Genomic DNA, 12,251 nt, shown 5'->3' on the forward strand with positions numbered 1-12,251 from the left:
CACAAAACACCGCGCACAAAAAACCCCAGCCGGTCACCCGGCTGGGGTTTTTCTTTGCTCGCGGCTTAACGCTTAGCGAGTCACGCGGCTGGTACCATCAACGGTCATGATGCGAACGCGATCACCGATGCGGAAGATTTCATTCTCCTGCACGGCCTGCACGTAGGCACGCATGCTGCCGTCGTCTTCGCGAACGGTGATTTCCACGCCCTGGGTGCGGGTCAGGCCTTCTTCGGTGGCCGAACCCAACAGGCCGCCGGCGACGGCGCCGATCACGGCGGTCACGATACTGCCACGGCCGCCACCGATGGCGCTGCCGCCCACGCCGCCAATGACGGCACCGGCCGCACCGCCGATTGGGGTCTTGGTGCCTTCGATTTTCACCGGACGCAGGGATTCAATGGTCCCCATGCGAACGGTCTGCACGCGACGCGCTTCGTCACGGGAGTATGAGTCGCCGGTCAGACTCGAGGCGCAGCCACCCAACAACAACGACAGGGTAGTAAAGCAGGCAACTAGTAAAACGGACTTACGCATAGCATCAACTCCAAAGGACAGGTGTTCATTAGACGCGGCCGCTTGACGCCTGTCACGGCAAGCTCCGCAGAAAATTGCTTTCATTCAGCCCTAGTACAGAGTGCCAGCACCAAAACAGACGACAAACGGTAGCTCTCATCTCGTAAACAGGACGCTCATGGATTATTTCATCATTATAGTCACGACCGTAGCCGGCTTGTATTTCCATGGCTGGTTATACCTGCGCATCCGCCGCTGGATCGACCGCGACCTGGCGCTCTCCCTGGCGGGCAACGACCTGCACAAGCGGGCCTTCATGCTGCAACAACTGGAAAAAGCCCGCACCCTGAAGATCAACCGCCGCGAGCTGCCGGACTGGTTGAAAAATGCGGCGCAACAGTACACGCCCGAGGCCTCTTGAACAGAGGCTTCGGGGTGACGAGCAACAGTCAGAAAGGGTGACGCAAGACGACGATCAGGGCGCCAGGCGCTCACGGGTCCAGTCGGCCCCGTGCAAGCGGTAGTTCAGGCGGTCATGCAGGCGGCTGGCGCGGCCTTGCCAGAACTCGATGCGCTCGGGCAATAAGCGATAGCCGCCCCAGTGTTCAGGGCAGTGCGGCTGAGTGTCGCTGAACCGCTGTTCGGTGACCTTGAGCAAGTCGTGCAATTCTTCGCGGTCACGGATCACCTTGCTCTGCGGGGAAGCCCAGGCGCCCAGGCGGCTGCCCAAGGGGCGCACCTGGAAATAGGCATCCGACTCTTCCGGCGTGACCTTGACCACCCGGCCCTCGATGCGTACCTGACGCTCCAGGGTCGGCCAGAAAAAGGTCATGGCCGCGAAGGGCCGCGCCGCAAGCTGATCGCCCTTGGCGCTCTCATAGTTGGTGAAGAAGGTAAAGCCCTGCGCATCCAGGCCCTTGAGCAACAGGATGCGACAGTGCGGGCGACCGTCCTCGTCGACCGTGGCCAGGGTCATGGCATTGGCCTCCACCGGCGGCTGCTCGGTTTTCACCGCATCGCCGAACCACTGGTGGAACAAGGCAAACGGCTCGCTCGGGGCCTGGGCCTCGCTCAAACCATCTCGTGTGTAGTCACGGCGCATATCAGCCAACACCTGGGTCATGCGACTTTATCCTTCTGGTTCAGCGGATCAGTTTTTGGCCTGGTCGTTCGCAGCCGGTGCAGCAGCCTTGGCCTTGGCTTTGGCCGCTGCGGGTTTCTTGGCGGCTGCCTTGGCCGGAGCCTTTTTCGCGGCTGGCTTGGCAGCGGATTTTTTCGCGACCGTCTTTTTCGCCGAGGCTTTTGCGACCGGTGCCGGCGCGGGAACGTCCTGCACGGCAACCATTTCAGCCACAGGCGGGGTCTTGCCCGAGTTGTACTTGCTCAGCAAGGCCAACATAGTTGTACGCTGAGTAAACATAATTTCCATGCGACGGTTCAGCGCACGGCCTTGGGTGCTGTCGTTGGCGGCACGCGGCATCATGTCGCCCATGCCACGCAGCATCAGACGGTCTTGCTTGAGGCCGCTGAGGCTGAAAATCGATGCGATGGATTGCGCGCGTTCTTTGGTCAGCGCCTGGCTCGCCGGGGCCGCGCCGGTGGCATCAACGTGACCGAGGACCAGTACGGCGGTCTTCGGGTCGGCTTCAACAGCCTTGGCGACGCGAGTGAACGGGCCCAGGGTGACCGGCAGCAACATCGCCGGGCGTTTCGGGTTGTAGGAACCGTCTACCGGGGCAATCACCACCAGTACGTTGTCGCGACGTTCCAGTTGCAGGTTGCTGTCCTTGATCGCGGCGCGCAGGCGCGGCTCATAGTCGTCCAGCCAAGCCTGGGTGATTTTCGGGTCGGGCATTGGCACGTTGGTCACGTCGACCTTGGCCAATGGCTTAGGCTTGGACGTGCTTTCGAACGGCCACCACCAGTGAGTCTCGGAGTCGGTCTTGGCCACGGCGGGGGCGGCAGGAGCAGCGGCTGGCGCCGGGGTGGCGGCCTTGAGGTCGGCCTTCAGGTCAGCCTTGGCATCGGCGGCCTTTTCGTCGGCGCTCTTGGAGGAGAACGGCCACCAACTGGAGCCGGTATCCGCTTTGGCCACCGGGGCTGGCGCAGGAGCGGCGGCTACCGGTGCGGCAGGCTTGGCGCCAGCAGCGGCAGCTACCGGTGCAGCCGGCTTGGCGCTGGCAGCAGCCGCTACCGGTGCGGCAGGTTTGGCGCCCGCGGCGGGTTTGGCGTCCGGCTTGGCGTCGGTTTGGCTCACTGCGTCCTTGGTAGCAGCCTTGTCAGATCCAAATGACCACCAATGCCCGCCTTCGGCATCATTTTGTGGTGTTTGTGCGCAGCCAGTAATAGATAGGCACAGCGCCAGTGCCAAGGACTTGTTCGATAACATGAGATATCCACAAAATGAGAAAAAACCGAGGGCCTGAATGACCCGTTAAACAGACGCTTCCAGAACATTAAAGTTACAATATTTTGCTCAGCGTCTTCTTATACTTGCATTTGTAACAAAAAAACGTGAAACAGCAAGGGGTTTACAGACAACCGGCCAATATTCTGACCAACTTCTGCGCACGTGGGTCCATAAGTACGTAGGGCCCCAGCGTATTAGTCACAAAACCGAACGCTACATCATGTTCGGGGTCGGCAAACCCCAGCGAACCGCCCGCACCAGGATGTCCAAATGCACGCGGGCCAAGGCCGAAGGTCGCGTTCGGCAATTGCGGTTGATCCAACATGCAGCCCAGGCCGAAACGGGTTTGGGTCAATAAGGTTTTATCGGGCCCGATACTGTGTTCACGGGTCAATTGTTCGAGCATGTCGCTTTCCAGCAAACTACCGTCCAATAAACCACTATAAAAACCCGCCAGGCTACGCGCATTACCGTGACCGTTTGCCGCTGGCTGCTGCATACGCCGCCATTCGGGTTTATTAGTGCTGGTCAGAATAGACGGCGGATTGGCAAATGCCCGCGTCGTCATGGCCGTGGGTTCACGCATCATTACTTGCAGTAAACGTTGCGCGGCTTCATCGCCCATGTTGCCTTTGCCGCGCGCTACATGGGCCACGCGATAAAATTCTTCGTCCGCCAGGCCCACATGAAAATCCAGCCCCAACGGGCGTGCAACCCGCGCCACGATGGACTCGCCCGGCCCACGCCCGTCGGCACGGCGCAGCAATTCCCCGACCAGCCAGCCATAGGTGATCGCTTCGTAGCCGTGGCCTTGGCCCGGCGTCCACCACGGCGCTTCGGCGGCCAAGGTGTCGACCATCAACGACCAGTCGTACAGCGCTTCGGTGGGCAGCATCTCGCGGATCGCCGGCAACCCGGCCTGGTGGCAGAGCAACTGGCGCAAGGTGATCGCTTCTTTACCGGCCGCGGCAAATGCCGGCCAGTAGTTGGCCACTGGCGCATCCAGTTGCAGCTTGCCTTCGGCCACCAATTGCAGGGCCGCAACGGCGGTGAAGGTCTTGGTGCAGGAGAACAGGTTGACGATGGTGTCGCTGTGCCAGGCCTGTGCCCCGTCCTTGTCGGCGGTGCCGGCCCACAGGTCGACCACGGTTTCCCCGCCGATCTGGATGCACAGCGCCGCACCACGTTCCTGCGGGTCATCGAACAACGTGGCGAACGCTTCACGTACCGCTTCGAACTGGAGTTCGTAATGCCCCTGAACCTGCACCTAAGCCCCCTCGGAAAACGCTGTAAAAAGTGGCCGACATTGTTCCAGCCCTTGTAGGATTTGTGAACCCGTCAACACTGAATCAATGACCATTTCCGGCATGCCCACCGGTGTGTCCGGCGCCCTGCCCCGCACCTTTACCGTCATGCCCGGGCTTGCTGCCTTCATGCTCGCGAACCGCGCGGGCCGCCTTGGCCTTTTCGGCTTCCTTGCCCAGTTGGTCGACCGCCGCCAGGTTGCTTCGACGCACGCTGTCGACAAAGCCCTGGAACGGCACATCGGTAATGCCGACCAGACCGAAGTGGCCGTTTTCGCCGTCCAGCAGACGCCCGGTCACGGGCTGGTCCAGGTACTGGAACCAGTGAACGCCGACAATCGACGGCTCGGCCATGGCCTGCTTGAGGAAGTTGGCATACGCGGCGCCGCGATCTTCTTCCTTGGCCAACTGGGTCACACCGCCCCAGAACGGGCCGCGGTCTGCCGAGCCGAAGTTGAATTCGGTGATCAACACCGGCTTGTCCAACGCGCGCAAGGCGGCGAAGTCATAGCCGTCCTGGGGTTTGAGCGTGTACAGGTTGAAGCTCAACACGTCGCAATACTGCGCACAGGACGCCACCGCCTCCGGCGTACTCACCGCGTACCGCCCGCCCAGCAGCAACTGGTTGGGCGCGTGCCATTTGAGTGCATCGGAGATGGTCTTGAAGTACGTATCGGCGAAGGTCTTCTGGAAGTATTTGAAGTCGGCTTCGATTTCCGGGTGCTCAGGATTGGGCATCGGCGGTTCGAAGCCCGGGTCTTCCATCAGTTCCCAGCCCGCCAGGTGGATGCCCCAGGCTTTCGACAGGCCTTCTTCGTTACGGTATTTGTCACGCAGTTGCTTGAGGAATGCACGCTTGGCCGGTACATCGGTGGTCATGCGCAGGGTGCCGTAGGCCAGGGCGTAACGGGATTTTGCATCGTCACCGGGACCGGCCCAGGCGAGTTCGTTATCGGCAAAAAAACCGATCAGCCAAGGATCGTCGCGATGATCGCGGGCGGCGATGGCCACGGCGCGCTCGGTGGCCATGGCGAAACGCGGGTCGAACGGGTCGGGCATGCCGCCCCACCAGTCGGTGCCGGTGCTGATGCTGGCGTAATCGCCGACGATCGACAGCGGCAAGGTGTACGGCACGCGGTCCGCGCTGGCCAGTTGCGCAGCGCTCCAGTTGCCGACGGTGTTGAAACCCCAGGCCTGCAGGCGGTCGAGGGTGTGGCTGACCCAGCGCTTCTGGTCGAAACCGTCAGTGTCATACGTGCGCTGCAGGTTGGCGCGGTAGAAATCGTACCAACGCCCGGCGCCAAAGCTACGCCCTTCGCCGGCGCCGTTACCGGTGCGGTTGTCGCCGCTGCCGTAGTACTTGTCAAAGGGTTCCCCAGCCTTGGGCAGCGCCGCGAACATCCATTCACGGCCCGCCACGTAGGTCTGGTTGTTATCCGAAGCCACGGTGTTGACGCCCAGGGAATAGAACGGATGCCCCTCCGGCGTCACCAGATACCAACGACCATCGCGCTTCTCGGTGCGGAAAAAGCCGCTGGCGTCGAACGCCGGGCCTTTGTTCCAACCGCCGTACTGGTCCAGGGAGGATTTATCCCGCTCGGCCAGCCAAGCCTTGAGCTGTTGCTGCTCCTTGGTGGCGGCGGCCTTGAGTTGCTCGTCGCTGTTGACCTTTTCCGGCCAGCGCGCACGGGTGGACTGGCCATAGGCATCCACCAGTTCGCTGTAGGCCGCCTTCAGCACCGGCTCGCTGTCCTGCACGCCAAAGCGTTCCAGCAGAATACTTTGGGCGACATTCGGCTTGATCATCGACAGGGTCACCGACACCACCTGGCTGCGGTCGATGTCTCCGGCGCTGCTGGCCAGTAACACGCGCTGGCCGTCGACGCTGATCGGCATCGGCGGGCCGGCCTTCATGCCCTGGCTCAATGGCGAGTTGGCTTGCAGCGGGATCAGCAGGGTCTGGGCCGGACCGGCCGGCAGGTCGATGCGGCTGACCAGGGTCTTGCCGTCGTTGCTCTGCACCTTGACGTACAGGGTCAGCGCCCAGTCCATGGCACTCTGGATACGCAGGCTCATGGCACCGGATTGCGACCAGTCCCAGGCACCGGTCTGCGGGCTGAGCACCAGGCTCGGTTCGGCGGCCGGGTTGAAGGTGATGCGGCGCAGCACCTCGCCTTCAGGGGTTTGTTCGGCGTTGTATTGCGGCAGGCTGGCGTCCTGGGTCGCCACTTTGACCACATCGGCAGGTCGGACGAAGTTGAACAACGTTTGTTGCCCGGCGGGCGCGGCCAGCAGTGGCGCAGCGAACAGCAGGGCAAAAAGGGCGGGCAGCGTGCGAATCATACGAGCAAGGTTCTCCCAAACGGCCGATAAATGGCCTGATGACATAATGCGATGGCAGTGAGATAGACCACGAAGTGGGCGATTTTGCCCACTGTGGCTTAAGAAATTTCGCGCCGGAACGGCGGCAAGGCATTCAGGATGGCCTTGCCATAGCGCTGCGTGACCAGACGGCGGTCCAGCAAGGTGATGGTGCCCCGGTCTTCTTCGGTCCGCAGCAAGCGCCCGCAGGCCTGCACCAGCTTCAGGGACGCATCCGGCACCGAGATTTCCATGAACGGGTTGCCGCCACGGGCCTCGATCCACTCGGCCAACGCGGCCTCGACCGGGTCATCCGGCACCGAGAACGGGATCTTGGCGATCACCACGTGTTCGCAGTAGGCACCGGGCAAGTCCACGCCTTCGGCAAAGCTCGCCAGGCCGAACAGCACGCTGGAATCGCCGCCATCGACCCGCGCCTTGTGCTTGTTCAGGGTTTCCTGCTTGGACAGGTTGCCCTGGATAAACACCTGCTTGCGCCAGTCGCGGTCGAGGCCGTCGAACACGTCCTGCATCTGTTTGCGCGACGAGAACAGCACCAGGGTGCCGCGTGAACCTTCGACCAGCTCCGGCAAGTCACGGATGATCGCGGCGGTGTGGGCCGGCGCATCCCGAGGGTCGGCCTTGAGGTCTGGCACGCGCAGCACACCGGCGTTAGCGTGATGGAACGGGCTCGGCACCACGGCGGTGACGGCTTTTTTCGGCAGGCCGGCGCGCATACGGAAGCGGTCGAAGGTGCCCAGGGCGGTCAGCGTGGCCGAGGTGACCAGGCAGCCATACGCCACGTTCCACAGGTTGCGCCGCAGCATTTCCGCCGCAAGGATCGGGCTGGCGTTGACCTCGATATCGAACAGCGCACCGCTTTCCGACAGGGTCAGCCAACGGGCCATGGGCGGGTTGTCTTCCGGGTCTTCGACGGTGAAGGCCGTCCACAACTCCCAGTTGCCCTGGGCGCGGGACAACAGGCTGCCGAACAGTGGGTACCATTCCTCGGCCTGGTTGCTGGCGATGCCGATGTTGACCTCGCCGTCCATGCCTTCCTTGAGCAGGTCGGTCAGGCGGGTGAACAGGTCGGTCAGGCGCGAAAAACCCTTCTTCAGTTCGACGCCCATTTCACGCATGTGCTCGGGGATCAGCCCGCCGACAAAGCGATGGCGCGGGCGCTCGCGGCCTTCGACGTCTTCGCCGGGCTTGAAGTCGGCAACCTGCTCGCAGGCGCTGAACATGAACTGCTGCTGGGTCTTGATCTCCCGCGCCAGTTCCGGCACCTGTTCGATCAGCTTGCCCAGGTCGCCGGGCAGCGGGTGCTGGGCCAGCAGTTTGGTGAGGTTCTTGGCGGTGGCCTCCAGCCAGTCGGCGGTGGAGCGCAGGCGCGTGTAATGGGCGAAGTGGCCGATGGCCTTGTCGGGCAGGTGGTGGCCTTCGTCGAATACGTAGAGCGTGTCGCGCGGGTCCGGCAGCACGGCGCCGCCGCCCAGGGCCAGGTCGGCGAGGACCATGTCGTGGTTGGTGACGATCACGTCGACCTTGCCCATGCCTTCGCGCGCTTTATAGAAGGCGCACTGGCCGAAGTTGGGGCAATGCCGGTTGGTGCATTGGCTGTGGTCGGTGGTCAGGCGCGCCCAATCAGCGTCTTCCAGGGCGGTGGGCCAGCTGTCGCGGTCGCCGTCCCATTTATTCCCGGCCAGTTTTTCGATCATGCTGGTAAACAGCTTCTGGCTGACTTCATCGACTTCGATCTTGAAGCCTTCTTCTTCGAACAAGGAGGCCGTGGCGGTTTGCGCGTGGCCTTCCTGCAGCAGCACGTCGAGCTTGGACAGGCACATATAGCGGCCACGGCCCTTGGCCAGGGCGAAGGTGAAGTTCAGGCCGCTGTTGCGCATCAGGTCGGGCAGGTCTTTGTAGACGATCTGCTCCTGCAGGGCGACGGTGGCGGTGGCGATCACCAGGCGCTTGCCGGCGGCCTTGGCGGTGGGAATCGCCGCCAGGCTATAGGCCACGGTCTTGCCGGTACCGGTGCCGGCCTCGACGGCCACAACCGCGGGGTCACCGCTGCGCCGGCCTTCGTCGTCGGTGTCGATATCCCCGAGGACCTTGGCCACTTCGGCGATCATCAGGCGTTGGCCGTAGCGCGGTTTCAAGCTCTTGGCTTCGAGAAAACGCGAATAGGCGCCCTGGATCGTGGTTTTGAGTTCAGTGCTGATCATGGATAGTCGGGCGCAAAAAACGCTGGATAAATTTTCAGTGGTTCGGATCGACCGCTATCATACCCCGCTAATTAATCCCGCGCAGAACGGAGTACCGCAATGACCGTGTTCAGCCTCGTTTACACCCTGCATGTATTGGCCGCCCTGATCTGGGTCGGCGGCATGTTTTTCGCCTGGATGATCCTGCGCCCGGCCGCTGTGGCGGCCCTCGAGGGCCCTGCCCGGCTCAAGCTGTGGGCGAATGTGTTTCAACGTTTTTTCGTGTGGGTTTGGGTGGCGGTGCTGGTTTTGCCGATCAGCGGTGTCGGCCTGTTGCAACTGCGCTTCAGCGGGTTTGAAACCGCACCGCGTTACGTGCAGGTGATGATGGGCTTGTATGTGGTGATGACGGCGCTGTTCATCCGCATCCAGGCGTTGAAGTTCCCCGAATTGCGCGTAGCGGTGGCGGCTGAGGATTGGCCGGCGGGTGCGGCTGCACTGGGGCAGATCCGCAAGCTGGTGGGCATTAACCTGCTCGTTGGGTTGGTGGTGGTCGCGATTGCTTCGGCGCGGCCGATGTTCTGAGACGGGCCTTAAACGGCCATCGGGAGGGGGCGTGCTCCCGATGGCGTCAGATCGGACGACTCAAAGTCGCTGAATGGTCACAGTTCCCGCAGGCCCGGCCGGCCCCGGCTGCCCTTCCACCCCTGGCCGGCCTTTCTCGCCACCATCGGCGCGGTACACCAGGCAACCCTTGGATTGCCCACCACGCCCAGGCTTGCCCGCCGTCCCCGCCAAACCGCCCGCGCCGCCATCGACCCAGACCTTGATCTTGTCGCTTGGGAAGTCCTGGGGCAGTTCGACCCGCACCTGCGCACCCGCCGCGCCAGGCAACCCGTCGCCACCGTTATCACCGTTGGCGCCGCGCCCAGCGGAGCCCCAAGTGCAACCCGGGTCTTCGCCGTTGGCGCCGTCCAGCCCGGCATAACCTTGGGCGCCAGCGCCACCACGGGCATCCACCGACAGTTCCTGCGCCGTCAGGGCATTGATGCGCAAGGTCAGGTCACGTCCGGCCCTGGCTGGTTTTTCGTGGGTACCGGGAGCGCCACGCGAGGTGATCTGGCTGCCATGTTCCAGTTGCGCATGCCGCGCCTGCAATTGCAGCCCGGTGCTCCCCGGAGCGATGGCGATGCGTGCTTCGCGGCCCAGGTGCAACTCATCCACCGAGATCTGGCTGATCGTGGCCGGGATGAGCAACGTGCCGTAGTCCGCGACGTCCAGGCGTTCCAGCTGCAATACGCCGGTACTGCTGGGCAAGCGCATCAACGAGTTGGTTTCAACACTCACGCTCTGGGCCAGGGCAACGGGGCTGACCAACAGGGCCAACAGAAAAACCTTACGCATCATGGGGCTCCTGAGTGATGGGGAATTTGTTATTTCAAATTTTTCTTTGGGCGCACAGTAACGACTTCTACAGGCGATTTGCCAGTGAAGGATCAAAAAACTTGAGAAGGCGGCAGTTTCAGCGAGGATCGCCAACGATGCCCCTGTGGAATCCCACAGGGGCAAGGCCTGTCAGCGGTTGATCTGGATTTCTACGCGGCGGTTCAGGGCACGGCCTTCAGCGGTTTTGTTGTCAGCCACCGGATGACTTTCGCCCGCACCGGTCACCGACACGAAGTTACTGCGAGGCACACCGGCGCCGATCAGGTAGTCCGTCACCGAATGTGCGCGTTTTTCCGAGAGTGTCTGGTTGTAGGCGTCCTTGCCGACGCTGTCGGTATGCCCGCTGACCCGCAACTGGGCGCTCGGGGCTTCGCGTTTCAAGCGGGTGGCGATGGTGTCGAGCGCGGTTTTATCCGCCGCCGTCAGCTTCGCCGAGTCGAACTGGAAGTGTACATCGCGAATCACGATGGTTTCTTCCTTGACCACAACCACCTCTTCAACCACCGCCGCGGGTGGCGCAGGAGGGCAACCATTGGCATCGACCTGTACGCCTTTCGGCGTGCCGGGGCACTTGTCGCGGCTGTCCGGCACGCCGTCGCCGTCTTCGTCACCATCGCCATGTACCCAGCAATAGGCGCCGGCCATGCCGCCGATCAACAACGCGCCGTAGCCGGCATAGGCTGAGCTTTCCGTCGCACCGATCGCCGCACCGGTCACGCCGCCCAAGGCGGCGCAGGTGGGCCAATCGGTTTTTTGCAAACCTGCACAACCTGTCAATACTCCGGTGAGCAGAACCAAGGGTAGAGCTGTCCGCATGATGCTCATTTGATTTCTCCTGAGGGGATCGGCAGGGGCCGATGGGTGGAGTAAAGACCGCTCCTTTCAACTGCGCCAGTACGTCACACCCCCGGATTCATTGAGGATGGGCGTACTTGAAGGACTTTTCGCAACCACCCGCTCTAGGCCCGCACGCTCAGCCGCGCTAGTCTCTAGGGTCCTGATGTGAGGATCTCTGATGACCGCTGGTATTTCTTCCCGTACACCCCAGCAAGCCCTGGCTGCCTTGCTCGATTTGCACCAGCCCAAACGCCTGTTGCTGTTGGGTGCCAGCCAGTTCCCGGCGCTGGAGGCCTTTCAAAAGGCGCACCCTGAGACTCAGGTGTCCGTCGCGACGCCTGGCGCGCTGCCGGCGGACCTCGCGGCGCAGCGTTTTGACCTGGCGCTGGTGGTCGATTGCCTGGAGCACCTGTCAAAACCACAAGGCCTGACCCTGCTGGGTGGCATCCGCAACCTCAATGCCAGCCGCATTGCGGTGCTGGTCGACCTGGGCGCCTGCGACTGGAAAGACACTGACTTCTTCTCCCTGGCCCTGCAGGCCGGCGAGCGCTTCCAGCGCGATGAGCAGGTACTGACGCTGTTTACCTATGATCTGCTTGACTATAAACAGGTGCCGGACTGGCTCAACGCCCGCTTCTGGGCCAACCCGGAAAACTTCGGAAAGTATTGGTGGTAACCCGATGAGTACATCCATTTGCCCCTGTGGCAGCGGCAACCTGCTGGACGCGTGCTGCGGCCATTATCACGCCGGCCACCCGGCGCCGTGCGCCACCGCGCTGATGCGCTCGCGCTACAGCGCCTACGTACTGGGCCTGGTGGACTACCTGGTGGCTACCACGTTGCCTGCGCAGCAGGCCGGCCTGGACCGTGATGCCATCGCCACCTGGAGCGCCCAGAGCACCTGGCTCGGCCTGGAAGTGGAAAGCTCCGAGGTGTTCGGCGGCCAGCCGGAACATGCGTTCGTGACGTTTACCGCGCGCTGGCATGACAGCACCGGCGAACACAGCCACCGCGAACAGTCCTCTTTCGTACAGAATGAGGGACACTGGTACTTCATCGACCCCACCGTGGAAGTGAAGGCCGGACGCAATGATGCATGCGTCTGCGGGAGTGGGCAGAAGTTCAAGAAGTGTTGCCACAATTACCTACAAGCCAATCCGGTGCGGTAGGAGG

12 protein-coding genes are annotated in these 12,251 nt (G+C 62.5%); 4 read left to right on the forward strand and 8 right to left on the reverse strand.

Translation table 11 applies throughout. The features are described from left to right. Positions 1–72: 72 nt before the first annotated feature. Entirely contained in the window at positions 73–537 is a 465-nt protein-coding gene (locus tag INT12_RS04335; protein ID WP_003189251.1) for a glycine zipper 2TM domain-containing protein, read from the reverse strand. Between the two features lie 157 nt (positions 538–694). Here INT12_RS04335 and INT12_RS04340 point away from each other — a divergent pair, with 157 nt between their 5' ends. After that, on the forward strand, positions 695–937 hold the full coding sequence (locus INT12_RS04340; protein ID WP_017844787.1) for a hypothetical protein: 243 nt from the start codon (positions 695–697) through the stop codon (positions 935–937). 54 nt (positions 938–991) lie between these two features. Here INT12_RS04340 and pdxH read toward each other — a convergent pair whose 3' ends face one another. From pdxH to dinG, 5 genes are all read right to left on the reverse strand, one after another. After that, positions 992–1,639: a pyridoxamine 5'-phosphate oxidase gene (pdxH, locus tag INT12_RS04345; RefSeq protein WP_017844786.1), complete on the reverse strand. Its 648-nt coding sequence runs from the start codon at positions 1,637–1,639 to the stop codon at positions 992–994. A 27-nt stretch (positions 1,640–1,666) separates the two neighbouring features. Continuing rightward, complete coding sequence (locus tag INT12_RS04350; protein WP_104903804.1) at positions 1,667–2,905, reverse strand: OmpA family protein; 1,239 nt, start codon at positions 2,903–2,905, stop codon at positions 1,667–1,669. Positions 2,906–3,047: 142 nt separating this feature from the next. Next, on the reverse strand, positions 3,048–4,193 hold the full coding sequence (locus tag INT12_RS04355; protein ID WP_017844784.1) for an EstA family serine hydrolase: 1,146 nt from the start codon (positions 4,191–4,193) through the stop codon (positions 3,048–3,050). Positions 4,194–4,275: 82 nt separating this feature from the next. After that, positions 4,276–6,573 carry a beta-galactosidase gene (locus tag INT12_RS04360; protein WP_193039413.1) on the reverse strand — a complete coding sequence of 766 codons (2,298 nt, stop codon included), beginning with the start codon at positions 6,571–6,573 and terminating at the stop codon, positions 4,276–4,278. 98 nt (positions 6,574–6,671) lie between these two features. Beyond that, positions 6,672–8,816: an ATP-dependent DNA helicase DinG gene (gene dinG, locus INT12_RS04365; protein WP_017844782.1), complete on the reverse strand. Its 2,145-nt coding sequence runs from the start codon at positions 8,814–8,816 to the stop codon at positions 6,672–6,674. A 99-nt stretch (positions 8,817–8,915) separates the two neighbouring features. On the opposite strand from dinG, the gene INT12_RS04370 reads away from it, so the two are divergent. Then, on the forward strand, positions 8,916–9,380 hold the full coding sequence (locus INT12_RS04370) for a CopD family protein (RefSeq protein WP_193039412.1): 465 nt from the start codon (positions 8,916–8,918) through the stop codon (positions 9,378–9,380). 60 nt (positions 9,381–9,440) lie between these two features. Here the strand turns inward: INT12_RS04370 and INT12_RS04375 are convergent, their stop codons facing one another. Both INT12_RS04375 and INT12_RS04380 read right to left on the reverse strand, forming a co-directional pair. After that, on the reverse strand, positions 9,441–10,199 hold the full coding sequence (locus INT12_RS04375) for a hypothetical protein (RefSeq protein WP_017844780.1): 759 nt from the start codon (positions 10,197–10,199) through the stop codon (positions 9,441–9,443). A 171-nt stretch (positions 10,200–10,370) separates the two neighbouring features. Next, positions 10,371–11,066 (reverse strand): OmpA family protein, encoded by a 696-nt coding sequence (locus INT12_RS04380; RefSeq protein WP_193039411.1) that lies wholly within the window; start codon positions 11,064–11,066, stop codon positions 10,371–10,373. 190 nt (positions 11,067–11,256) lie between these two features. Between INT12_RS04380 and INT12_RS04385 the strand changes: the two genes are divergently transcribed. Both INT12_RS04385 and INT12_RS04390 read left to right on the forward strand, forming a co-directional pair. Continuing rightward, positions 11,257–11,754 carry a DUF6231 family protein gene (locus tag INT12_RS04385; protein ID WP_017844778.1) on the forward strand — a complete coding sequence of 166 codons (498 nt, stop codon included), beginning with the start codon at positions 11,257–11,259 and terminating at the stop codon, positions 11,752–11,754. A gap of 4 nt (positions 11,755–11,758) precedes the next feature. Further along, positions 11,759–12,247: a YchJ family protein gene (locus INT12_RS04390; RefSeq protein ID WP_193039410.1), complete on the forward strand. Its 489-nt coding sequence runs from the start codon at positions 11,759–11,761 to the stop codon at positions 12,245–12,247. Positions 12,248–12,251 lie beyond the last annotated feature (4 nt).

Origin of the sequence: Pseudomonas sp. K8, from assembly GCF_014889455.1 — a bacterium.
In the GTDB taxonomy this organism is placed as follows: domain Bacteria; phylum Pseudomonadota; class Gammaproteobacteria; order Pseudomonadales; family Pseudomonadaceae; genus Aquipseudomonas; species Aquipseudomonas veronii.